20 protein-coding genes are annotated in these 24,092 nt (G+C 65.9%); 14 read left to right on the forward strand and 6 right to left on the reverse strand.

The annotated features are described in order from the left end of the window. Window positions 1-30 precede the first annotated feature (30 nt). The 8 genes from cysD to IE243_RS07430 all read left to right on the forward strand — a co-directional run bounded on the left by cysD (window position 31) and on the right by IE243_RS07430 (window position 10,585). On the forward strand, window positions 31-1,026 hold the full coding sequence (gene cysD / locus IE243_RS07395; protein ID WP_191318721.1) for a sulfate adenylyltransferase subunit CysD: 996 nt from the start codon (window positions 31-33) through the stop codon (window positions 1,024-1,026). Continuing rightward, window positions 1,026-2,972: a sulfate adenylyltransferase subunit CysN gene (cysN, locus tag IE243_RS07400; RefSeq protein WP_191318722.1), complete on the forward strand. Its 1,947-nt coding sequence runs from the start codon at window positions 1,026-1,028 to the stop codon at window positions 2,970-2,972. The genes cysD and cysN overlap by 1 nt, the downstream gene beginning before the upstream one ends. 346 nt (window positions 2,973-3,318) lie before the next feature. Continuing rightward, window positions 3,319-3,777, forward strand: a complete 459-nt coding sequence (gene lysM, locus IE243_RS07405; RefSeq protein WP_191318723.1) for a peptidoglycan-binding protein LysM — start codon at window positions 3,319-3,321, stop codon at window positions 3,775-3,777. 425 nt (window positions 3,778-4,202) lie between these two features. Next, window positions 4,203-4,535 carry a rhodanese-like domain-containing protein gene (locus IE243_RS07410; RefSeq protein ID WP_191318724.1) on the forward strand — a complete coding sequence of 111 codons (333 nt, stop codon included), beginning with the start codon at window positions 4,203-4,205 and terminating at the stop codon, window positions 4,533-4,535. A 140-nt stretch (window positions 4,536-4,675) separates the two neighbouring features. Then, window positions 4,676-5,968, forward strand: coding sequence for an efflux RND transporter periplasmic adaptor subunit (locus IE243_RS07415; protein WP_191318725.1), 1,293 nt, complete (start codon window positions 4,676-4,678; stop codon window positions 5,966-5,968). Between the two features lie 7 nt (window positions 5,969-5,975). Continuing rightward, complete coding sequence (locus tag IE243_RS07420) at window positions 5,976-9,161, forward strand: efflux RND transporter permease subunit (protein WP_191318726.1); 3,186 nt, start codon at window positions 5,976-5,978, stop codon at window positions 9,159-9,161. A gap of 181 nt (window positions 9,162-9,342) precedes the next feature. After that, entirely contained in the window at window positions 9,343-9,807 is a 465-nt protein-coding gene (locus tag IE243_RS07425; protein WP_244642939.1) for a c-type cytochrome, read from the forward strand. Window positions 9,808-9,814: 7 nt separating this feature from the next. Next, window positions 9,815-10,585: a cytochrome b/b6 domain-containing protein gene (locus tag IE243_RS07430; RefSeq protein ID WP_191318727.1), complete on the forward strand. Its 771-nt coding sequence runs from the start codon at window positions 9,815-9,817 to the stop codon at window positions 10,583-10,585. Window positions 10,586-10,846: 261 nt separating this feature from the next. On the opposite strand, the gene thiD is transcribed toward IE243_RS07430, so the two are convergent. From thiD to IE243_RS07445, 3 genes are all read right to left on the reverse strand, one after another. Continuing rightward, complete coding sequence (gene thiD, locus IE243_RS07435; protein WP_280514581.1) at window positions 10,847-11,659, reverse strand: bifunctional hydroxymethylpyrimidine kinase/phosphomethylpyrimidine kinase; 813 nt, start codon at window positions 11,657-11,659, stop codon at window positions 10,847-10,849. Window positions 11,660-11,752: 93 nt separating this feature from the next. Continuing rightward, window positions 11,753-12,226, reverse strand: a complete 474-nt coding sequence (locus IE243_RS07440; protein WP_191318729.1) for a VOC family protein — start codon at window positions 12,224-12,226, stop codon at window positions 11,753-11,755. A 288-nt stretch (window positions 12,227-12,514) separates the two neighbouring features. Next, window positions 12,515-13,291 (reverse strand): SDR family oxidoreductase, encoded by a 777-nt coding sequence (locus IE243_RS07445; protein ID WP_191318730.1) that lies wholly within the window; start codon window positions 13,289-13,291, stop codon window positions 12,515-12,517. A 215-nt stretch (window positions 13,292-13,506) separates the two neighbouring features. On the opposite strand from IE243_RS07445, the gene IE243_RS07450 reads away from it, so the two are divergent. Together IE243_RS07450 and IE243_RS07455 are read left to right on the forward strand one after the other, a co-directional pair. Further along, a complete protein-coding gene (locus tag IE243_RS07450) occupies window positions 13,507-14,349 on the forward strand; it encodes a UDP-2,3-diacylglucosamine diphosphatase (protein ID WP_244642941.1) in 843 nt (280 codons plus the stop codon). Between the two features lie 177 nt (window positions 14,350-14,526). After that, window positions 14,527-15,612 (forward strand): glycosyltransferase family 4 protein, encoded by a 1,086-nt coding sequence (locus IE243_RS07455; RefSeq protein WP_191318731.1) that lies wholly within the window; start codon window positions 14,527-14,529, stop codon window positions 15,610-15,612. 583 nt (window positions 15,613-16,195) lie between these two features. On the opposite strand, the gene IE243_RS07460 is transcribed toward IE243_RS07455, so the two are convergent. Beyond that, entirely contained in the window at window positions 16,196-17,110 is a 915-nt protein-coding gene (locus IE243_RS07460) for a hypothetical protein (RefSeq protein ID WP_191318732.1), read from the reverse strand. A 170-nt stretch (window positions 17,111-17,280) separates the two neighbouring features. Continuing rightward, a complete protein-coding gene (gene dgcA, locus IE243_RS07465) occupies window positions 17,281-18,303 on the reverse strand; it encodes an N-acetyl-D-Glu racemase DgcA (RefSeq protein ID WP_191318733.1) in 1,023 nt (340 codons plus the stop codon). 369 nt (window positions 18,304-18,672) lie between these two features. Between dgcA and IE243_RS07470 the strand changes: the two genes are divergently transcribed. Genes IE243_RS07470 through IE243_RS07485 form a run of 4 tightly spaced genes read left to right on the forward strand, consistent with a single transcriptional unit; the run spans window position 18,673 to window position 22,380 of the window. Further along, window positions 18,673-19,812 carry an MlaE family ABC transporter permease gene (locus tag IE243_RS07470; RefSeq protein ID WP_244642944.1) on the forward strand — a complete coding sequence of 380 codons (1,140 nt, stop codon included), beginning with the start codon at window positions 18,673-18,675 and terminating at the stop codon, window positions 19,810-19,812. Between the two features lie 58 nt (window positions 19,813-19,870). Further along, window positions 19,871-20,662, forward strand: a complete 792-nt coding sequence (locus IE243_RS07475; protein ID WP_191318891.1) for an ABC transporter ATP-binding protein — start codon at window positions 19,871-19,873, stop codon at window positions 20,660-20,662. A 3-nt stretch (window positions 20,663-20,665) separates the two neighbouring features. Beyond that, a complete protein-coding gene (locus tag IE243_RS07480; protein WP_191318734.1) occupies window positions 20,666-21,778 on the forward strand; it encodes an MlaD family protein in 1,113 nt (370 codons plus the stop codon). Continuing rightward, the gene (locus IE243_RS07485) at window positions 21,778-22,380 is read left to right on the forward strand and encodes an ABC-type transport auxiliary lipoprotein family protein (protein WP_191318735.1); all 603 of its coding nucleotides are present in this window, start codon (window positions 21,778-21,780) and stop codon (window positions 22,378-22,380) included. Before IE243_RS07480 ends, IE243_RS07485 begins: the two co-directional genes overlap by 1 nt. A 419-nt stretch (window positions 22,381-22,799) precedes the next feature. Here the strand turns inward: IE243_RS07485 and IE243_RS07490 are convergent, their stop codons facing one another. Next, window positions 22,800-24,032, reverse strand: coding sequence for an alpha/beta hydrolase family protein (locus IE243_RS07490; RefSeq protein WP_191318736.1), 1,233 nt, complete (start codon window positions 24,030-24,032; stop codon window positions 22,800-22,802). Window positions 24,033-24,092 lie beyond the last annotated feature (60 nt).

A 24,092-nucleotide genomic window follows, 5' to 3' on the forward strand; every position in this document is an offset into this window, starting at 1 on the left:
CCGTTGTCGGGCCACCGCGGGAATTGGCTCATGTCCGCTCCATTGCAAGCTGTGTCACCTGGCGTTGCGCAAGGCGTCGCGCCCGCACTCGAAGGCCTCGCGCCGTCCGGCGCCGCCCCGCGCCCGGCGCTGTCGCCGCATCTGGCCCGTCTGGAGGCGGAATCGATCTACATCATCCGTGAGGTCGCGGCCGAATTCGGCAATCCGGTGATGCTGTATTCCATCGGCAAGGATTCGGCGGTGATGCTGCATCTGGCGCGCAAGGCGTTCTTCCCCGGGCCGCTCCCGTTCCCGTTGCTGCACGTGGATACGCGCTGGAAGTTCCGTGAGATGATCACGTTCCGCGACGCCATCGCCGCCCGCTATGGCCTGGAGCTGCTCACCCACGTCAACCCGGAAGGGGCGGCGCGCGGCATTGATCCGTTCACCTCCGGCTCGGCCCTGCACACCCAGGTGATGAAGACCGAGGGGCTGAAGCAGGCGCTGGAGAAGTGGAAGTTCGACGGGGCCTTCGGCGGCGCCCGCCGCGATGAGGAAAAGAGTCGCGCCAAGGAGCGGATTTTCTCCCACCGCACCGCCGCCCACGCCTGGGAGCCGCGCAACCAGCGGCCGGAGTTGTGGAGCCTGTTCAACACCCGCATCGCCAGGGGCGAGTCCATGCGCGTGTTCCCGCTCTCCAACTGGACCGAGCTGGACGTCTGGCAATACATCCTCGCCGAGGACATTCCGGTGGTGCCGCTGTATTTCGCCAGGGAGCGGCCGGTGGTGGAGCGCGACGGCGCCCTTATCATGGTCGACGACGGGCGCATGCCGCTGCTGCCGGGCGAGACGCCGCAGATGCGGCTGGTCCGCTTCCGCACCCTCGGCTGCTATCCGCTGACCGGCGCCGTGGAGTCGTCCGCCACGTCGCTGCAGGACATCATCGCAGAACTGATGGCCTCGCGCGCCTCCGAGCGCCAGGGGCGCGTCATCGACCATGACGATCAGGCTTCCATGGAGCGCAAGAAGCGCGAGGGCTATTTCTGATGAACGCCCCCAACAACGCCGTGAACGTGAGCGACAATCTGGCCAGCCTCGCGCCGTTCCCGCAAAACCGCCCGGCTGATCGCGGCCTGCTGCGCTTTCTCACCTGCGGCTCCGTCGACGACGGCAAGTCCACGCTGATCGGCCGCCTGCTGCATGAGACCAAGTCGATCCTGGAGGATCAGCTCTCGGCGCTGCAGAAGGATTCGCGCCGCCACGGCACCACCGGCGAGGATCTTGATCTGGCGCTGCTGGTCGATGGCCTGGAAGCCGAGCGCGAGCAGGGCATCACCATCGATGTCGCCTATCGCTTCTTCGCCACGCCGCGCCGCTCGTTCATCGTCGCCGATACCCCCGGCCACGAGCAGTACACCCGCAACATGGCCACCGGCGCCTCCAATTCGGACCTGGCGATCCTGCTGGTGGACGCCCGCAAGGGCCTGCTGACCCAGACGCGCCGCCACGCGGTGATCGCCTCGCTGCTTGGCATCCGTCACGTGGTGCTGGCGGTGAACAAGATTGATCTCGTCGGTTTCGACCAGGCGGTTTTCGCGCGGATCGTCGCCGACTTCCAGGCCTTCGCCGCGCCGCTCGGCTTTGTTGACGTCACGGCGATTCCACTGTCCGCCCGCTTCGGCGACAACGTCGCCGCGCCCAGCCCGGCCATGCCCTGGTACGACGGTCCGACTCTGGTGGAGCACCTCGAAACCGTCGAGGTTGACGCCGATCGCAGTGGCGCGCCTTTCCGCATGCCGGTGCAATGGGTCAACCGGCCGAACCTGGATTTTCGCGGTTTTTCCGGCACGATCGCCAGCGGCCGCATTGGCGTTGGCGATGAGGTTGTCGTCGCTTCGTCCGGGCATGGCAGCCGGGTGGCGCGCATCGTCACCTTCGACGGCGACCTGCCGGAAGCAGCCGCCGGCGACGCTGTGACCATCGTGCTGGCCGACGAGATCGATGCGCCGCGCGGCGAGATGCTGGCGCCGCCGAAGGCGCGGCCGGCGCTGTCCACCCGCTTCATGGCCCGCCTGGTGTGGATGGCCGAGGATGCGCTGAAGCCGGGCCGCAGCTTCCTGCTGAAAACCGGCGCCCGCACCGTGCCGGCCACCGTCACCCGCCTCGCCAGCGCCCTCGATGTCGATCGTTATGAGGATGGCGCCGCCGAGGCCTTGCCGCTGAACGGCATCGGCCTGGTGGAAGTGCAGACCTCAGCCCAGGTCGCCATCGACCCCTATGCGGAAAACCGCGTTACCGGCGCCTTCATTCTGATCGACCGTTTCACCAACGGCACGGTCGCCGCCGGCATGGTCACTGAGCCGCTCGGCGGTCCCAACGTCCACCTGCATGGCTTCGACGTGGACCGCGCCGTGCGCTCGGCGCAGAAAAACCAGCGGCCGCTGGTGGTGTGGTTCACCGGCCTGCCAGGCTCGGGCAAATCGACCATCGCCAATCTGGTCGAGCGCCGCCTGGTCGCCGCCGGGCGCCACACCATGCTGCTGGATGGCGACAGCCTGCGCATCGGCCTCAATTCAGACCTCGGCTTCGACGCGGCCAGCCGCGCCGAGAACATCCGCCGGGCAGGTGAGGTGGCGCGTCTGATGATGGAGGCGGGCCTGGTGGTTCTCTGCGCCTTCGTCTCGCCGTTCCGCGCCGACCGCGACAGGTTGCGCGAGGCTGTCGGCGATGGCGCTTTCGTGGAGGTCTTTGTCGACACCCCGGTGGATGTTTGCGCCGAGCGCGACCCCAAGGGCCTGTATGCCCGGGCAAAAGCCGGCGGCATTTCCGACTTCACCGGCATCGGCCAGGATTATGAGGCGCCGCAGGCCGCCGAAATCACCCTGCGTCCCGGCGACGGCGGCGCCGAACGCCTCGCCGACATGGTGCTGGCGGCCATCGAGCCGCGCATCGCCGGCGACGGCCAGACCTCGGAAGACTCCGCCGCGCTGTGAACGCTACATAACGCGCGCGGGCGGAGCCGGCCCCACAAACGAAAGGCGCCTGCGGGCGCCTTTTTTGCGTTTGCACGCGTGTCGGCGATGAACTCTGACGGAAGAACAGGCCGGGCCGGAAGGAAAGGGATCAGGTCCAGATCTGGCGCGAACCGGTTTTGCTCGCCGGAATGTGCGCATGACCCGCTTGCCCGCGGAGCAATATTGTTTTCCACTGCGTGTAGCGAACCCGCCGTCCGACGGAACTCCAGCCGGGCGACGGGCGTTGCCATGTCGACGCGTTTCAGGTGGAGCAGGCGTTTTTCCGCCTGACCGACAGACGTGATCCCAGCGACAGGAGCACCAGATGGGTTTGTTCAGCTTTATCAAGGAAGCCGGCGCGAAGATCTTTGGCTCGGGCGAAGCCCAGGCCGCTGAAAGCGGGCTGACGCCCGAGGTGCTGAAGAAACATGTGACCGACGCCGGCCTCAACGCCGATGGCGTCGAATTCGCCATCGACGGGGACAAGGTGACGATCACCGGCAACGCCCCGACCACGGAAGCCGCCGAAAAGATCGTGTTGACGGTCGGCAACAGCCAGGGCGTGGCCTCGGTCGACAACAAGCTGACGGTGGCGGCGCCTTCTGCCGATTCACAGACCTACACGGTGCAGAAGGGCGACACCCTCTGGAAGATCGCCGAGCAGTTTTACGGCAAGGGGCATGGCGACAAATATCCGGAGATCGTCAAGGCCAACACGCCGCCGGTCAAAAACCCTGACCTCATCCAGCCCGGTTGGGTGCTGCGCATTCCGCCGCTGTCCTGACCGCCGCTGGCCGGGCGGAGCGTTGCTCCGCCCGGCTTTCACCTTGACGGATCTGCGGTCAGGCCTGTGGTTCCCGCATGATCTTGCCGTTGCAGGGGCGCCCGCGCCGGCGACGCCTCATGCAGGGAAATGCGCTGGGAGCATTTGGTTCCGAACAGCCGGCGCCTGCGTCTGACGCATGGGCTGCATACTTTAGTTTCGCACAACGCGTGGTTTTCGTGCTTGAGCGTCGCCCCCGCTCATAGCAGAGTTGGCCCTCGCCTGACGCAGGGGGCTATTTACGCATTTTTGGCGTGGAATTCCGCCCACATTTGCCGCTCCTGCGCACTGGCCCATAAAAAATACAGCGAAGCATTCACCGGCCGTCGGGCCGGGTTTCGCTTTTCCAGATGCGCCGCGTCGTGTCGCGGCAGGGGAGTTCAGTCATGTCGGCGACTACGCCTGAAGTCGTTCATCTCGATCGCGAGACGGTCAAGCGCGGCCTGGCCGACGGCAGCATCCTGCTGGTCGACGTGCGCGAGCCAAATGAATTTGAAGTTGGGCATATCCCGGGCGCGGTGCTGTTCCCGCTGTCCACCTTCGTCGCCGACGATCTGCCTGATCCGCAGGGCAGGCGGCTGGTGTTTTCCTGCCGCTCCGGCAAGCGCTCGCAGACGGCGATCGCTCACGCCGCCGCCGCCGGCCTGCCGTGGCGCGAGCACTATGCGGGCGGCATCCTCGACTGGATCGAGGCTGGCGAACCGGTCGTGAAAGACTGACCATCGCCGGCGGCCATGCCGCCAGGCGCGGCGACAGGCGTCGCGCGTCAGAAAGCATATCAGACAGAGCAGGGCGGGACGCCGGTCTGGCAGGTCGGGTCCTGCCGCGTCGTTGCCCGCATTATTCCGGTCGTTTCATCATGAACAGCAAGCGTCTTCCGCTTCTCAGCCTTCTGACCGTGTTTGGCGCCGCGCTCACCCTGGCGGGATGCAGCGACAATTCCGGCGGCAAGGCGGCCGCGCCGCCGCCGCCCCAGGTCACCGCCGCCAGACCCGTCGTGAGGCAGGTGGTCGAGCACGATGATTTCACCGGCCGGTTTGAGGCGGTGGAAGCCGTCGAGGTGCGGGCGCGCGTTTCCGGCGTACTGGAATCGGTGCTCTTCCGCGAGGGCGGCATGGTCAAGCAGGGCGACTTGTTGTTCGTCATTGACAGGCGTCCCTACCAGGCGGTCGTCGATCAGGCCCTGGCCGCCGTCAAATCGGCGAAAGCCCGCGTTGATTTCGCAGTTGGCGATCTGGACCGCGCCCGGAATCTCAGCAAAACCGGCAATATTTCCGAGCAGATTCTCGAAACCCGCCGTCAGACGGCGCAGGTGGCCCAGGCCGACGTCGCAGCCGCCGAGGCCAATCTGGAGGCCGCCCGGCTCAACCTCAGCTTCACCGAGATCCGTTCGCCGATCAGTGGTCGCATCGGGCGCAGGGAGTTGACCGAGGGCAACCTCGTCGTCGCCAACACCACCCTGCTCACCAACATTGTCTCCGTCGACCCGATCTACTTCTACTTCGACATTGATGAGCGTTCGCTGCTCGCCTACACGCGCCTGCTCCAGGCCGGCGGTGAGAAGCCCGGCACGGAGGTCATGGTCGCGCTGTCCGACGAGGACGAGCCGTCGCTGCGCGGCAAGCTCGACTTTCTGAGCAACCGGCTCGATCCTGGCACCGGCACCCTGCGCGCCCGCGCCGTGCTGCCCAATCCGGGCGGCCTGCTGAAGGCCGGCATGTTTGGGCGGATCCGCGTGCCAGGCTCGGCGCCCTACCAGGGCGTTCTGGTCCCGGACGTCGCGATCATGACCGACCAGAACCGCCGCTTCGTCTGGGTGGTGGATGAGGGAGGCGTCGCGCGCGCCCAGGTGGTCCGGCCCGGCCCGCGCATCGACGGCTACCGGCTGGTTCGCTCAGGCCTGAAGGGCGATGAAACCATCGTGATCAACGGCATGGTTCGCGTGCGGCCGGGAGTAAAACTGGCCGCCAAGGTGGTGGAGTTGCCGCCGAAGGCGCCGCCGGCTGGCGCCGCCGCCGCTCCCGCCGTTGCGCCTCCTGCAAAACCGGATGAGACCAAGGCTGGCGCAAAACCGCCGGAAGCGGGCCAGGGCGGCGATGGCAAGCGGGGCGACAGCAAGGCGCCCGCCAGCAAGACGCCCGAAAAGAAGTGACCAGACCATGAAGTTCGCTCACTTCTTCGTCGACAGGCCCATCTTCGCATCGGTGCTGTCGATCGTCGTGGTCCTGGTCGGCTACATTTCCTATCTGGCGCTGCCGGTGGCCCAGTATCCGGAGATCGCGCCGCCAACCATCGTCGTGCGCGCCTCCTATCCGGGCGCCAACGCGCAGACGGTCGCGGCGACCGTGGCCACGCCGATCGAGCAGGAGATCAACGGCGTCGAGGACATGCTTTACATGACCTCGAACTCGTCGAGCGACGGCTCGATGCAGCTGACGATTACCTTCAAACTTGGCACTGACCTCGACACCGCCAACGTGCTGGTGCAGAACCGCGTCGCCGTGGCGCTGCCGCGCCTGCCCGTGGAGGTGCGCAATCTTGGCGTCACCACGCGCAAGAGCTCGCCCGACCTGATGATGGTCGTGCACATGTTCTCGCCGGACGCCAGCTTCGACGACCTCTACATCTCCAATTATTCGCTGATCCGGGTGCGCGACCAGTTGCTGCGTCTTGAGGGCGTTGGCGACATCACGCTGTTCGGCGTCCGTGAATATTCGTTGCGCGTCTGGCTGAACCCTGACCGGCTCACCTTCTATGGCCTCACCACGACCGACGTGATGTCGGCCCTGCAGGAGCAGAACGTGCAGATCGCCGGCGGCGCCCTTGGCGGTCCGCCGGTGCCGGAGGGCTCCGCCTTCCAGCTGACGGTGCAGGCTCAGGGCCGCTTCCAGGACGTCAAGCAGTTCGAGAACATCATCATCAAGTCAGGCGCCGGCGGCCGTCTGGTGTTCCTGAAAGACGTGTCGCGCATCGAGCTTGCCGGCCGCGATTACACCAGCAACTCCTACCTGAACGGCAAGCCGGCCATCGGCATTGGCGTCTACCAGCGCCCCGGCACCAATGCGCTGCAGGCCTCCGCGGCCGTGCAGGCCAAGATGGATGAACTGAAGAAGTCGTTCCCGGTGGGGCTCGACTATCGCATCGCCTACAATCCGACCATCTTCATCTCCGAGTCGGTGAATGAGGTCTACAAGACGCTGTTCGAGGCGATCATCCTCGTCGTCATCGTCGTGCTGGTGTTCCTGCAATCCTGGCGCACGGCGATCATTCCGGTCGTCGCCATCCCGGTCTCGCTGATTGGCACATTCGCCGCGATGGCCGCCTTTGGTTTCTCGCTCAACAACCTGACGCTGTTTGGTCTGGTCCTCGCCATCGGCATCGTCGTCGACGACGCCATCGTGGTGGTGGAGAATGTGGAGCGCAACATCGCTGACGGCTATTCGCCCAGCGAGGCGGCGCACCGGACCATGGACGAGGTTGGCGGCGCGCTGATCGCCATCGCCCTCGTGCTGTCGGCGGTGTTCGTGCCGACGGCGTTCATCTCCGGCATCACTGGCCAGTTCTACCGGCAGTTCGCCTTGACCATCGCCGTGGCGACGGTCATTTCCGCCTTTAACTCGCTGACGCTTTCGCCGGCGTTGTGCGCGCTGTTCCTGAAGGGGCATGAAGCCGCGCATGCGCCGCCGCGCAATATTCTCGCGCGGGTCGGGCGCGGGTTCGCCAACGGCTTCAACCGGGGGTTCGACAGCACGTCGTCGGGTTACGCCCGCACGGTGCGCGGCATTGTCGCCCGCAAGATCCCGCTGATCGGCGCGCTGGTGGTTTATTGCGGCCTGCTGTTCGGCGCCGGCTATCTGGGCAACAAGGTGCCGACCGGCTTCATTCCGCGTCAGGACCAAGGCTATCTGATCGCCATCGTGCAATTGCCGGACGGCGCGTCGCTGACCCGCACCGACGAGGTGATGCGGCGGGCGTCCGACATCGTCAAGGGCACGCCTGGCGTCGCTGACGCCATTGGCATCGTTGGTATTTCCGGCTCAACGTTCACGCCCTCGTCGAGCCAGGGCATCATGTTCGCGCCGCTCAAGCCGTTCGACGAACGGACCGGTCCAGGCATGAAGGACTTCGAGATCGCCGCCGAGGTGATCAAGCGGCTTGGCGCGATCCAGGAGGCGTTCACCATCGCCGTGCCGCCGCCGCCGGTGCGTGGCCTCGGCACATCGGGCGGCTTCAAGATGATGGTGCAGGACCGCTCGGGCGCGGGCCTGGAATCCCTGCTGACGGCGACGCGCGGCCTGATCGCGGAAGCCAACAAGGATCCGAACCTCACCCGCGTCTACACCACGTTCGGCATCAATACGCCGCAGATCTATCTGGACATCGACCGCACCAGGGCGCGCATGCTCAACGTTCCCCTGTCGAACGTGTTCGCGACCCTGCAGGTGAATCTGGGCGGCGCCTACGTCAACGACTTCAACGCCTTTGAGCGCGTGTATCAGGTGCGCGCCCAGGCCGACGCGCAGTTCCGCGCCGAGCGGGAGCGCATCCTGCGCCTGAACGTGCGCACGGCCGATGGCGCCCAGGTGCCGCTTGGCACCCTGGTGAATATTCGCGACGTGGCGGGTCCCGACCTGGTGCAGCGCTACAACATGTACACCTCGATCCCGGTGCAGGGCGAAACTCCGCCCAACATCGCCTCGGGCACAGGCCTCGACGCCATGCAGAAGGTGGCGGCGCAGGTGCTGCCGTCGGATCTTGGCTATGAGTGGACGGATCTGGCTTACCAGGAAAAGCTTGCGGGCAACACGGCGGCGTACATCTTCGCCCTGTCCGTGCTGTTCGTCTTCCTGGTGCTGGCCGCCCAGTACGAAAGCTGGTCCCTGCCGCTGGCGATCATCCTGATCGTGCCGCTGGCGGTGCTGGCGGCGCTCACCGGCGTGGTGTTGCGCGGCATGGACAACAACATCCTGACCCAGATCGGTCTTGTCGTGCTCATTGGCCTCGCGGCCAAGAACGCCATCCTGATCGTCGAGTTCGCGCGGCAACTTGAGGATGAGGGCAAGGGCATCGTCGACGCGGTGGTGGAAGCCGTGCGTTTGCGCCTGCGTCCGATCCTGATGACCTCCTTCGCTTTCATCCTCGGCGTGGCGCCGCTGGTGGTGGCGCGCGGCCCCGGCGCGGAAATGCGTCAGGCGCTTGGCACGGCGGTGTTCTTCGGCATGATCGGCGTCACCTTCTTCGGCCTGTTCCTCACGCCGGTGTTTTACGTGGTGATCCGCAAGCTGTCGGATGGACTTTCAGGACTGTTCCGACGCCGGCCGGCGCCCCAGCCGCCGGCCCACTGAGACCGCCGCCGCGCTTTCAGAACATTCGACGCCGCCGCCTGTTAAAAGCGGCGGCGTTTGTCTTGACGCCGTCTGGTCGCCAGTATCGAATTGGAATGGTTACAACCTGACTGGGTGGAAGCGACGGCTTCCATTGCCGCCACGGGGCGTAATCACGGTTGAATACGGGAGGCGACAGCAGATGACGAAAGCACATATCCTGTCTGGCAAACGCATGCTCTGCGGTCTTGCCCTCGCCATGCTGGTTGGCGCGGGGGCCACAGCGGTTGTCGCCCAGGAAGATCCCATCGCGGCCCGCAAGGCGCTGTTCAAGCAGATGGCGGGCGCGTTGAAAGCGCCGGGACAGATGCTGAAGGGCGAAGCGCCGCTGGATCTGGCCAAGGTGAAGGAAGGTCTTGCCGTCGTCGCCGCCAATTCGGCGAAGCTGGGCGGCCTGTTCCCCGACAGTTCAAAGACGGGCGACACCGGAGCGCTGCCGAAGATCTGGGAAGACAAGGCCGATTTCACCGGCCGGTTCGACACGTTGGGCAAGGACGCCGCCGCGGCCATCGTCTCCATCAAGGATATGGACAGCTTCCGCGCCGCCATGCCCAAGGTGCTCGGCAATTGCGGCGCCTGCCACAAAATTTACCGCAAGCCAACCTGAGGCCGTCATGACCGGTGGGACATGGCCTGCCAGCGGCAGGGGGGCCGCGCGCCCGGCGCAGGCCTCCCAGGTGACCGTATGGGATGCGCCGACGCGGCTCTATCATTGGGTGCAACTGGCCCTGGTGTGCGGCGCCTATTACACCCAGTGGCTGATGGGCCCGTCGGTCGACCCGACCATGCGCTGGCACCGTTGGTGCGGCTATGGCGTGCTGGTGCTGCTGGTGTTCCGGCTGCTGTGGGGCTTCGCTGGCAGTCCGACAGCGCGCTTCGCCAGCTTCATCCCGTCGCCGCGCGCTGTCCTGCGTTACGCAGGGCAGCTCGTCAGCGGCCGCGCGCCGAGATTTCTGGGGCACAACCCTGTTGGCGCCCTCATGGTGTCGGCGCTGCTCCTGCTATTGGCGGCCCAGGCTTTCTCAGGTCTGTTCACGGCTGATTCCAACGGCATTTTCGGCGGGCCATTCGGTCATTTCGACATGATGGAGGAATCGCCGGCGTGGAAAGCCAGGCTGCAACGCTGGCATCATATGGGCGCCAACGCGCTGCTGGCCCTCATCGCCATCCACGTGCTGGTCAATCTGTTCTATCAGTTCGTCCGGCGCGACCGTTTGGTGACGGCCATGGTCACCGGCGTGAAACCTGCCGGCGACTACGCCGACCATTCGCATGTCGCCGCGCAAATTCCGGCCCGCGTCGTGACCATCCGCGCCATTCTCTGCCTTGTGACGGCGCTCATCGTGGTCTTTGGCGGGCTGCTTCTGGGCGGCGGCAAGCTCTGAGCAGCGGACCTCTCTGGGGCGGACCTCCTGCCAGGACGCGGTTTTGTTCTGATCGGCGCGATTCACGTCTAGGCATGTCCAGGTAGATTGCATGTCCTGGTAAATGTCACGCCCTGGCAGATGTCCTGGTCGCGCGCAAACCAATGCGCCGACATACGCATTCAGCCGCCGTCATGCCCGCGTCCGTTGCGGGCATCCATTCTTTTCGGGTCGGGCCGCTTTTCACAAACCGCGGCGCATTCAGCCCCGGGGAGGGGCGTCTCAACGCCAGAGGCCAGCGAAATGGTGCACCGGCCCATGGCCGCCGCCGATCTGCAACTGGTCGGCGGCCGCCAGCGCCTCGGTGAGATAGGCCTTGCCGCCCGCCACAGCCGCCTCCAGCGTTGCGCCTTTCGCCATTAACGCGGCTATGGCCGATGAAAGGGTGCAGCCGGTGCCGTGGGTGTTGCGGGTGTGGATGCGCGTGGCGCTGAAGCGCTGGACCCTGTGTGCGGTCACCAGCACGTCGGTGCTTTCCGGCCCCGTCCCATGGCCGCCCTTCACCAGCACGGCCCGTGGGCCCAGCGCCAGCAGGCGCGCGCCTTGTTGCTCCAGCTCCGCGTCGCTGGTCGCGACAGCCTCGCCGAGCAGGGCGGCCGCTTCGGGCATATTGGGGGTCAGCAAGGTCGCAAGCGGCAGCAACGTCTGTCGCAGGGTCGCCACCGCGTCCTCGTTGATCAGCCGGTCGCCGCTGGTCGCCACCATCACCGGGTCGAGCACCACCGGCCGCATGCCGTGCTGGGGCGCATGGCGGCGCAGGCCGTCAGCCACGGCGCGGATGGCGTCGGAGTGCGACAGCATGCCGATTTTCACCGCGTTGACCGGCAAATCGCTGAACACAGAATCGATCTGGGCGGTGACGAAGTCTGGCGGCGTATCGCACACGCCCTGCACGCCAAGGGTGTTCTGGGCGGTCAGGGCGGTAATGACGCTGGCGCCATAGACGCCGAGCGCCGAAAATGTCTTCAGATCCGCCTGGATTCCGGCGCCGCCGCCCGAATCCGATCCTGCAATGGTGACGGCGATCGCGGTCAAGATGTGCTCCCGGCAAAAGAAATCCCGCATACAAAACTGCGCCCTGCTTTTGCCCGGGGAATGGCAAAACCGCAAATGGGACAGCGGTAAGCGTCAACCCCGCCGCGCCGTCTCGATCGCCGCCACGTCGATCTTGCTCATGCCCATCATCGCCTCGAAGGCGCGCCGCGCCTCTTCGCCGCCGGCCGCCATGGTCTCTGTCAACACGCGCGGCGTGATCTGCCACGACACGCCCCATTTGTCCCGGCACCAGCCGCAGGCGCTTTCCTCCCCGCCGTTGCCGACAATGGCGTTCCAGTAGCGGTCCGTTTCCTCCTGGTCGTCGGTGGCGATCTGGAAGGAGAAGGCTTCGCTCTGTTTGAAGGCCGGGCCGCCGTTCAGGCCGATGCACGGAATGCCGGCGACGGTGAATTCGACCGTCAGCACGTCGCCTTTCTTGCCCGAAGGAAAGTCGCCCGGCGCGCGATGCACGGCGGTGACGGCGCTATCGGGAAAGGTCGTGGCGTAGAAACGGGCCGCCGCCTCGGCGTCCCGATCGTACCAGAGACAGATCGTATTCTTGTGCATGGCGTGTCCTTTCGCAGGAAAGCGGGCGGCTCTCCATCGCCCTGACAGCCTGTGGCGCTCCTGCCATCCGTGTCCCGGCCAGAGCGGTCAGCCGGGGGGGCGCCGGATCAGGCAGGGGCGGCCGGGTTTGTTGGCGGATGGCTTGAAAGCTGAACGCGCCCCGGCTTCCAGGGTTCAGTTTTGCCTGAATTCTGATCGACCGGACGAGCCGTCTGGTCGGTAAACGCTCAAGGTTCCCGCATCGCCAGGGGGCGTGCGCGGGCAGGTCGCCATGCCCGCGCCGGGCTGTCAGAACGCCGCCCGGAACGCGCCGCCGTCGATCAGGAAATTCTGACCGGTGATGTAGCCGGCGTGAGCGCTGCACAGGAAGGCGCACAGCTTGCCAAATTCGTCCGGATCGCCAAAGCGACCAACGGGAATGGCCGCGGCCCGTTCGCGCGCCACGGCGGCGGCGTCGCGTCCGGCGGCCTCGGCCGCGCCGCGCATGATGCCGGTCAGCCGGTCGGTGGCGAAGGCTCCGGGCAGGATATGGTTCACCGTCACGCCGCGCGGCGCCAGTTGCCGGGCCACGCCAGCCAGAAAGGCGGTCAGGCCGGCGCGCGCGCCGGACGACAGGTCCAGGCCCTCGATTGGCGTCAGCACCGAAGCCGAGGTGATGTTGACGATGCGCCCGAAGCCGCGCTCCGCCATGCCGGGCGCCAGCGCCTGCACCAGTTCGATTGGCGCCACCATGTTCTGGGTGACGCCGCGCAGGATTTTGTCCCGGTCCAGCGTCGCGTAGTTTGCCGGCGGTGGCCCGGCGTTATTGTTGACCAGGATGTCGGCGTCCGGGCAGGCGGCCACGAGGCGTTGCTGGCCTTCGGGCGTTGAGACATCCGCCGCCACCGCCGTCACCGCGCCGCCGGCGGCGCGAATCGCCTCCGCCGTCGCCGCCAGCGTCTCCGCGTCGCGGCCGTTGATGATGACATGGCAGCCCGCCGCCGCCAGCGCCCCGGCGCAGGCGCGGCCCAGCCCTTTGCTGGAGGCGCAAACGATGGCCTTGCGGCCGGCAATGCCCAGATCCATGGCGATCTCCCTGTCCGTCGTCGCTGGACGGCGATCAGACGCCCGGGCTGGTCGCCGGTCAATGGCCTGCTTCTGTCATCAGAGTGACAACAGCCCCTGTCATACATGACAGCAGGACGCCGTTTGCGGCCCGCCAGACACTGGAGCGCCCTGGAGCCGCATCCTGACATGGGCCGACGATCGCGCTCCGGGCGACAGGAGGCAGACCATTGACCATGGACCAGACAGCAAAGCCCGACGATGACGTCATCCGGGTGCGGGCCATGTTCATTTCCGACGCCCATCTGGGCACGCGCGGCTGCCAGGCCGCCATGCTGCTGGACTATCTGCGCCACTACGACGCCGACGTGATCTACCTGGTCGGCGACATGATCGATGGCTGGCGTCTGCGCTCCGGCTGGTACTGGCCGCAATTGCATAACGACGTGGTGCAGAAGCTGCTGCGCAAGGTGCGCAAGGGCGCGCGGCTGATCTATGTGCCCGGCAACCACGATGAATTCCTGCGCGATTACGTGGGAAGCAATTTCGGCGACATCGAAATCTGCGACCGCGCGGTGCACGAATCCGCCGATGGCGCCCGCATGCTGGTGATCCACGGCGACCAGTTCGATATCGTCATGCGCCATGCCCGCTGGCTGGCCTTTCTGGGCGACGGCGCCTATTCGGCGGCGCTCATCGCCAACACCTGGCTCAACGCCGCCCGCCGCAAGCTTGGCCTGACGTACTGGTCGCTGTCGGCGTGGGCCAAGCTGAAGGTCAAGGATGCGGTCAACTTCATCGGCAGCTTCGAGGAACTGCTGGCCAGCGAGGCGCGCCGCCATGAGGTGGACGGGGTCATCTGCGGCCACATCCATCACGCAGCCATGCACGACCGCTTCGGCGTCCGCTACATGAACACCGGCGACTGGGTGGAAAGCTGCACCGCCCTCGTGGAGCACTATGACGGCCGCTACGAACTGTTGCGCTGGGCTGACGTGGTGCGCGAACGCGAGGCGCGCGCCGCCGCGGCGTTGGCCGCCGTCGCCGTGAACGGCGAGGTTTCACGCAAGGCGGCCTAGCAGTCTGAACCCGACATCGGCGTCGCTCCACATCGGCGCGGTGGAACGAAGCTGGCATCAAGGTTCGTTCCACCAGTCGGCGGTTGCCTTTCGTTCCATCTGGCGGGGCGCTCGCCGGCCCGCGGGCGGAGCGGTCCGCCGGCCGTTTCCGTCTTCTGTTTCGTCTGGCAGGAATTCATGCGCATTGTCATCGCCAGCGACGCCTGGCGCCCCCAGGTCAACGGCGTTGTTCGTTCGCTGGAGAACATGGCGGCCCACGCCGCCGATTTCGGCGCCAGCGTGCATTTTCTCACGCCGGACCAGTTCCGCACCCTGCCCATGCCAGGCTATCCGGAAATCCGCCTGGCCCTGACGACGGGGCGCGCCATGGAGCGCCGGCTGGCGGCGTTGCAACCGGACTATGTCCATATCGCGACGGAAGGCCCGGTGGGGCGCGCCGTTCGCGCCGCCTGCCTGGCGACGGGCCGACCGTTCACCACCAGCTATCACACGCGCTTTCCAGAATATATCGCCGCTCGCATGCCAGCGCCGGAGGGGCTGGTCTACAGCCTGCTGCGTCGCTTCCACAATTCCGGCGCCGGGGTGATGGTCAGTACGCCCAGTCTGGCGCGCGATCTGGAGGCGCGTGGCTTCCGCAACGTCATGCACTGGTCGCGCGGCGTTGACGGCGGGCTGTTCCGGCCGCGCCAAAAGGGACTGCCGGGCCTGACCGGGCCGCTGTTCCTCTATGTCGGCCGGGTGGCGGTGGAGAAGAACCTTGCCGCGTTCCTGTCGCTCGATCTGCCTGGAGCCAAGGTGATTGTCGGCGATGGCCCGGCGAGGGCGGAGCTGGAGCAGGCCTGGCCAGACGCCCGCTTTCTCGGCGTTCTCACCGGCGAGGCGCTGGCTGAAGTCTACGCCGCCTGCGACGTGTTCGTCTTTCCCAGCCGGACCGACACCTTCGGCATTGTCCTGCTGGAGGCTTTGGCGTCCGGTTTGCCGGTGGCGGCTTTTCCCGTCACCGGTCCGCTTGACGTCATTGGCGGCTCTGGCGCCGGCGCGCTAGACGACGATCTGCGGGCGGCGGCGCTGCGCGCGCTTCAGGCTGACCCGGCCGTTTGTCGCGCGTATGGAGAACGCTTCACCTGGCGGGCCAGCGCCGGTCAATTCTTCAGCAATATCATCGCCGCCCATGCCGCCGTTGAATCAGGCTCGCAGGTCCATCGGGAGCCTTTTCCGCCGATGGCGGCGCCGGACCAGGACGGCAGGGCGCTCCTGCCGTAATCAGGCGGCCTTCCGGACAGCCCTGAGGCTTAAAATCCTTACATATTGTATCGCGTTGCTGCGGTTGCCTGAATCAATCCCGTGACCGGCGCGAAGGCGCTCAGGTATCTGGAATGCGATTCAGAACGAAACGGATAGGGCGGTTTCGGGAATCTGTTTTTCAGAACGATCCGCCTCCAATCCGTTTTTGAGGCGCGCGGGTCTGAATCTGAAGGCGCCGACGGCGCTGAAAAGGGATTCTGCGTCCGTCACTTAGGCGCGCGGGCTGAATCAGACCGGCAAGGCCGCCAATGTCGCCGTCGCAGCCGAAACGCCATATTATTCAAAGCGATGGGCGGCTATTCCGATTCAGTCTCCCCGGATATTCCGCCATGCCCCTGTCCGCCTTTACCTCGTGGCGCATGGCCATTCTCGCGCAGGAAACGGGCAGTGGACTTTGTGGACGCCCACGCGCGCCGCGCGCATGCACGGGGCCGGGCGAAGCAATAACGCCAGGCCGTGCGCATTGCCCCAGATGGTCCAGAAATATCAGATAAATCAACCAGATATCCCTGCTTCGTGAATCTGGCTGTGACGAACCGCCTTACCGCCGCGCCCGGCTGGGCGCCGAGGGGGCAATATCCTGGCCGTTCAACAGTCTGGAGGTGATTTCCTGAATCAGTTTCTGAACCGCGGGGTGTTCCGCATGCCCGGGTTGAGCGGCTGCCGGCTCATGGGGCGGGGGTGCATGGCGAACGGGCTGGGGTCGGGGGGCGGCCGCCGGCTTTGGCGAGGCCGGCGCCGCGGTCGGGCGGTGGGTCCTTGCGGTGTTGACCTGGGCTGCGCTGCCTTGAGCTGTGCTCACCCGGGGGGCTGCGGCGCGGCTCGCAGGCCGGGGTTGGGCGGGCTCATCAGCCATCGCCGCGCCAGCCACCGCCGCGCCAGCCACCGCCGCGCCAGCCATGGCCGCGCCAGGTTGAGGCGCCGCCGTCACCAGCTCCGCCAGCGCTGCGGTGGCGTTGATCGCCTGCTCGTCGCCAAGCTGCTGCACGGCGATGATCTCATCCATGTCAAGCACCCGCGCATCGATGCTGTCACAGACGTGGCGGGCGCTTGCCGCGGCGTGGTCGTCCATCTGACTGTCGATCAGCGGGCGCAGGGCGTTGCTTGCAGCCTGGATGTCATCCACCGACGATTGCAGGTCGGCGCGGGCGCGGGCGCCGATGCGCGCCGCGTATTCCAGCGCCGGAACGGCCTGGGCGATGGCGGCTTGCAGGCGGGCGGTTTCGCCGCCTGGCGTTCGGGCGGGGGCCGCAGGGGCCTCCTGCCTGGCGTCGAGCAGGGCGTGCTCCAGCTTCTGCACGGCGTCCAGCAGCGTCCGCGTTTCCGCAGAGCGGGTGCGGCGGGCGAACTCGCGAAGGAAGCTGCGGCCGCGCGCCGTCTCCATCAAGGCGGTCCAGATCGGCAGGTATTCATCGTCCGTCAATTGCGTCGACGTCGCGATATCCTGGATGCTCATGGGTGGCCCGTGTGGTTGTGCAGGTGCGGAACGGCCAGCAAAAAAGCCGGCGCAGCTTGGAATACTGGCGCGACCATGGCTAACAAAGCTTTAACGGGTCGCCGCTCCGGGCCGGGCCCCGCGTGGCGCCCCTGACGCAAGTCCGCGTTCGCTTTGCCCCAAAAGATGCTTTACCCCCACAACGCCCGTTCCGGCGGCCAGACCACGGCGCCGTCGTAGACTAGCCCGTGCTCCCGGTCGCGGGCCAGCAGCAGCGGCCCGTCGAGATCAACGAAGCGGGCGCGCGGGGTTAACAACATCGCTGGCGCCATGGCCAGCGAGGTGCCGACCATGCAGCCGATCATCAGGCCAAAACCCATGTCCCCGGCCTCGTGCGCCATGGCCAGCGCTTCGGTGAGGCCGCCGGTCTTGTCGAGCTTGATATTCACCACGTCATAGCGGTCCCGCAGGGCGGCGAGGCCGTCGCGGGTATGGACGCTTTCATCGGCGCAGAGCGGCACGGGCCGCTCAAGCCCTGCCAGGGCGGCGTCCTCCGCCGCTGGCAGCGGCTGTTCGATCAGCGCGACGTGGGCTTCGGCGCAGGCGGCGAACAGGCCTGGCAGGTCGGCCAGGCTCCAGCCCTCATTGGCGTCGACCAGCAACGTCGCGTCAGGCGCGGCGTGGCGCACGGCCCGAATCCGCGCCGCGTCGCCATGCGGCGCGCCGAGCTTGATCTTCAGCACCGGCCGGCCGGCATCAACAGTCGCGGCCGCCTGGGCAGCCATCACGTCCGCGTCGCCGAGGCTGATGGTGAAGGCCGTGGTCGTCGGCCGGATGCGATCCAGCCCGGCCAGCACGTGGGCTGGCGCGCCGGTGAGCTTGGCCTCCAGATCCCACAATGCGCAATCCAGGGCGTTGCGCGCGGCGCCGGCGGGAAGCAGCGCCAGCAACTGCTGGCGGCCAGCGCCGGCTTCCATGGCGGCGCGCGCCGTTTCAATCGCAGCGACAACGCTGTCGATGCTTTCGCCATAGCGGGCGTAGGGCACGCATTCACCGCGTCCGTTGACGCCATTTTCCTCCAGCCGGGCCACGACAACCACCGCCTCCGTCCGCGAGCCCCGGGCGATGGTGAAGCTGCCGTTGATGGGGAAGCGCTCGACCGAGACACTGAGGGCGCGTCGTGCGGGCGGATGAATGGGGAGGTGCTCTGTCATGCCTGCGATCCTGGTCCGCAACTCTTGCTGATGTCTTTTGCCGGCGACGTTCGCCTCCGCTCCATGGCGGCGACTTTGCGGCCAGGCTCTCCAGCGCCGGGCGCGCCCAACGGTCAACGCCATCAAAAATTGATTCCGGCAGCATTATTGTCGACAGGTAAACAATCCGCGCTGTTTGACTGTCGATGTGGCCCGCGCGTCCTCGACAGGATGGCGCGGGGTCGTTATTTCTCAACCGTCTGAGCCATATCGGGCGGGCGCGCGTTTGCCTTGCCGGTTTGGCGAAGGCCCAGTTTTCGGATTGGGTGTTTCTGGACGGAATGCTTTTCGCAGGCGCCGCGCGCCTGCCAGCCAGGGGACGCGCCTTCTGTGACGGTTGATGAGCCACAGGCGGATATCGAACGGCGCGGCGATGAGTTGAGGGCGATCCTGTCCGGCGTCTGGACGTCGGCGCACGCCGCTCCGGTCGAGCAGGCGGCCGCCGCGATCATGCAGGAGAAGCAGGGCGCGGGGCAGGTGATTTTCGACCTGTCAGGCATCGCCTCGCTGGACACCCTTGGCGCCTGGGTTCTTGACCGCACCCGCCACCAGATTGGCGAACTGGGCCTGCACGCGGATTTTGTCGGCGCGCGGCCCGAGCACCGGGTGCTGCTGGACGAGGTCGCCTATCGCGGTTTCCAGGAAGCGCCGCCAGCTCCGCGTCGCTCAGGCGTCATCGATTTTCTCGCCCAGGTGGGCGAAGGCGTCGTCCAGGCCGGGCGCGATCTGGTCAAGGGCGTCAGCTTCCTTGGCGAGGTCGTGGCGGCGATTTTCCGCGTCTGCCTGCATCCGGCGCGCTTTCGTCTGACGTCGGTCGTCCATCACATCGACATGGTTGGGTTCCGTGGGGCGCCAATCGTCGTTCTGATCTCGTTTCTTGTCGGTTGCATCGTCGCCCAGCAGGGCCTGTTCCAGTTGCAGCGGTTCGGCGCCCAGGCGTTCGTCGTCAATCTGGTCGGCATCCTGACGTTGCGCGAATTATGCGTGCTGCTGACCTCGATCATGGTGGCTGGCCGCTCCGGTTCGGCCTTCACCGCCGAGCTTGGCTCGATGAAGATGCGCGAGGAGGTCGACGCCCTGCGGGTGATGGGCCTCGATCCCATCGAGGTGCTGGTGCTGCCGCGCATCTTCGCCATCATCATTTCCCTGCCGCTGCTCACCTTCATTTCCGCCATGGCCGGGTTGTTCGGCGGTGGCCTGGTGTCGTGGCTCTATGGCGGCATTCCGCCAGAAATCTTCCTGGTGCGCCTGCAGCAGGCGGTCGGCATGAGCACCTTCCTTGTCGGTCTGATCAAGGCGCCGTTCATGGCGCTGGTCATTGGCGTCATCGCCACCCAGGAGGGGCTTGAGGTGCAGGGTTCGGCGGAATCTCTCGGCCGTCAGGTCACCAGCTCCGTGGTGAAAGCGATTTTCACGGTGATCGTGGTGGACGGTCTGTTCGCCATGTTCTTCGCCGCGATCAATTATTGAGAGGGATGCGATGACCGACGCGGCGTCACAGCCCGCACCACAGCCGCCGCCTCACCAGATGGCGCGCCGTCTCGTTGGCGCGGACGCCGAGGTGGTGATTCGGGTCACTGATCTGGAGGTTGGCTTCGGGACCAAGACCATCATGAAGCACCTCAATCTTGATGTGCGACGCGGCGAGATTCTTGGCTTCGTTGGCGCTTCCGGCACTGGCAAATCGGTGCTGACCCGCGCCATTCTCGGCCTGGTGCCCAAGCGGGCCGGCAAGATCGAGGTGTTCGGCGAAGACCTCGACAAGCTGTCCCGGATCTCGCGCAAGGCGATCGAGCAGCGTTGGGGCGTGCTGTTCCAGCAGGGCGCGCTGTTTTCCTCGCTCACCGTCAAGCAGAACGTCCAGGTGCCCATGCGTGAGTATCTGGATTTGTCCGAGCGGCTGCTCGATGAACTGGCCATGCTGAAGATCGAGATGGTCGGCCTTAACCCTGACGCCGCCGACAAGTTTCCGTCGGACCTTTCAGGCGGCATGATCAAGCGCGCCGCCCTGGCCCGCGCCCTGGCGCTGGATCCGGACATCGTCTTTCTTGATGAGCCGACTTCAGGTCTCGACCCCATCGGCGCAGGAGAGTTCGACGAACTGATCTCGACCTTGCAGCAAACTTTGGGCCTGACTGTTTTCATGGTAACCCACGACCTCGACAGTCTGCATTCAGTGTGTGACCGCATCGCCGCGCTGGGCGAAGGCAAGATCATTGCAGAGGGAACGATAGAGACAATGTTGGCCTCGACGAATCCCTGGCTGAAGGCGTACTTTCACGGCAAACGCGCCCGGGCGGCGTTCAGCGCAGGAAACTGACGCATGGAGACGCGCGCCAACTACGCCCTGATCGGCCTGTTTACACTTGCAGTGATCACCGCTGGCTTCCTGTTCGTTTACTGGTTCAGCGGTGGACAGAACGCCAATTCCCGCGTCACCTACAGGGTGGCCTTCACCGGCTCAGTATCGGGTCTCGGCCCGGGTTCGCTCGTTACCTTCAATGGCATACGCGTTGGCGAGGTGAGGGCGGTGTCGTTCGACCCGGAGAACCCGCGCCTGGTGATCGCGACGATTGACGTCAGCCGCGATTTGCAGATCCGCAAGGACACGCGGGCGCTGCTGGATGTGCAGATCGTCTCGGGCGTCGGTTCTGTCGCGCTGGTGGGACGATCCGTGGATTCGCCGGTGCTCAAGCCGTGCCCCGATCCGGATTGCACCATCATGGCCGAGCGTTCAGACTTCCAGGACATTCTGGAAAGCGCCCGCAACGTCGCCAAGCGCGCCAATGAAGTGGCGGAGAAACTCTCGGTCATCATCGACCAGAACCAGGCCGCCATTGACGACACCATCCGCAATATCAACCAGTTCTCGAAAGCGCTCGGCGACAATTCGGAGGGCGTGAGCAAGTTCCTGTCCAGCGTTGGCCCCGCCGCCGATCAGGTGAAGGCGCTGGCGGCGAGCCTCGACGGCATCGCCCGCGAGATCGATGCCAAGCAGGTGCGCACCATCGTCGCCAACGCTGACAAGTTCACGGCGGCGCTCGGGAACTCCAGCGCCAACGTCCAGAGAACCGTTGACAACGTTGCTTCCATCACCGCCAAGATCAACAAGGCCTCGGATCAGGTCGAGGGCGTGCTGAAGGCGGTGCAGAGCTTCCTTGGCTCCACCAGCGGCCAGGGCGCTGTCGACGCCATTACCCAGGCGGCCAACTCCATTCGTCAACTGGCCCAGAACCTCGACAGGCGCACAGCCGAGGTCGCCGCTGGTCTCAACCGCTTCACCGGCTCTGGTCTGGGCGAGGTGCGCAACCTGACGGTGGACAGCCAGCGCACATTGGGTGAAATCAATCGCACCCTGCGCAGCATCAACCAGAATCCGCAGCAGTTCATCTTCGGGGCGAAGCCGTCGATCCCGCAATTTAACGGACGCCAGTAATGTGGAAGGCTCCTGACATCCGCGCCCTGCATCCCACGCGGCTCGCGCTGGCGCTTGGCGGCGTCCTGCTGCTCGCCGGCTGTGGCGGCGGTCCCGCGCCAGCTACCTTCGACCTTTCGGCCGCCCGTGACTTCGGGCGTATCGGCGGCGGCGGCCAGCTCGCCGTCACCGAGCCAGTGGCGCTGCAGCCGATCAACAGCGAGCGCATCATCGTGCGCCAGGGCGCGTCGGTCAGCTTCGTCGGCGGCGGCCAGTGGTCCGACAAATTGCCGGCGCTGGTGCAGGCGCGCCTGATCCAGACCTTCGAGAACGGCAGCCGCATCGCCACCGTTGGCCGTCCGTCAACCCTGGCCAACGCCGGGGCCATGCTGGCCAGCGAACTGCGCGCCTTCGAGATCGACGCCGCCCGCAACACGGCGGTGGTGGAGATCACCGCGCGCATTGTCCAGGCCAGTGGTCCGGTCTCCGCCGCCCGGATTTTCCGCGCCGAGGTCCCGGTGAGCGGCGCCATCGACGCCGCCAACGCCAGCCACGCCCTGGACGACGCCTTGCAACAGGTGATGGTGCAGATCGTCCGCTGGGCATCGGGCGGGCGACGGTAAAGCGGTTTCCCACAGACTGGAGCGCTCTGTTGCGCAAGGGTTTGTCCATGACAGGGAAGCCTGGGGTCGTTTCGGCCCGGTACCGGGCGAGGGACGCCCGGTGATCGGATGCCGGCTCTCGCGTAACCCCGACGCCGCGTGCTGGCGCGAAGGCCGGAAGCAAAAGGGCGGACAAAATCCGCTCATGGCGAACCGGGTTGTTCCCTGGTCCGGCGCGGCGCCAGAACCTTATGGGGGCCGGTCGCGGTGAATCCCGACGGGCCCGGCGCGATTGCCGGGACGAGGGGCCTTTCAGGCATTTCCAGGCAGGCCCTGAGCTGTTTCTTCCTTGCGCATGCGTTTCTGCTTGCCGGACAATTGTGGCGGGCCTATTGTCCAGGAGGGCGCGACGGCGCTTTGCCATCTGGACTGCGACGCCGTTATTTCCGCAGCGCGTCCGGCCGGGCAAGACTTCTTTCAATCCAGTTGATGATGTCGGCTTTCGCGGTGCGGAACAGGTCGCGATGGCCAGCGTTGTCGATCCAATGGACGGTGACATCGGTTCCGGCCTGCCGCGCCCGTTCCACGAAAGCGGTTGTCGCCGCTGGCGGCACGACGGTGTCGCTTCTGCCGTGGACAATGAAAACCGGAGTTTGCGACGGGTTGAGGCCCGCATTGTTGCGGGTCAGCGCGCTCACCCAGTCAGGATTGTTCATGACCGGACCGGCCAACCCATCGCCCGGATTGCGGGATACGTCCCTGAACAGGGAGACGACGCAGCCTTTGCGGGCCGCCGCCAGGTTCTTGTGACCGACCTTGGTGAACAGGCGCGGGTCAAGCTTGTACGCGTCCAGATAGCTTTGCCCGATCAGGTACGGGTAGGGCGTTTTCGCCGCGAAAAAGGCGTTGGTCTGCTCCGGAGCCATGATGACCGTGGAGCCGGGCGCCAGCGCCACGATGGCGCGGATCGCATTGTCCGGCGCATACGCTGGCCCGATCTCGCCGGCGAACAGGACGGCGTGCCCTCCCTGGGACCAGCCGATCAATGCGATGTCATCGCCATGGCCGGTTCCGGTGATCGCGCGTGAGGCGCGCACCAGATTGTGGACGTCCCGGGCTTCATCGTCGCCAACCATGTAATGATGCGCCGTATTCGATCCCAGCCCGGCATAGTCAGGCGCGACAACCGTGTAACCTCTGGCCAGCCAGTCGGCCAGGAACGGGATGCCGATGTCAATCGGGAGCCGCTCCTCTCCGCCGCGCTGCGTCAACTCCCTTGCCGGATTGGGCGCGAGGGAGGGCGCGCAGCCGCGCGCCGCGCCGGTGGTGCCATGCGCCCAGGCGATGGTTCCCCGCCGTTCCCCGCCCTGTTTGACAAGGGGCGTCAGAACAAGCCCGGAGGCTGGAACGCGCTCGCCGTTCCAGCGCTCCGAAACATACAGCACCCGCCAGGCAACGGCGTTCCCGGGTCCCGCGATGATGTCGCTGCGAATGACGGTCCCAGCCGGAAGCGACGTGATGTCTGCTGGCGTTTCATAGAATGCGGTCACCGGGAACGGCGGTTCGTGCGCCAGCGCCAGATCGAACCCCTCCAGCGGTCTGGATATGGATGTCGGGATGAATGCGAGGCAATGGATAAACGTCAGGATATAAAGCCGAAAATATTTCAGCATTTTTCCATCTTCCCAGTGTGCTGTTTTCTGAATTATTTAAATATATCTTAAGTATACTAA

The sequence above is a fragment of the Camelimonas fluminis genome (assembly GCF_014656355.1).
GTDB lineage: Bacteria > Pseudomonadota > Alphaproteobacteria > Rhizobiales > Beijerinckiaceae > Camelimonas > Camelimonas fluminis.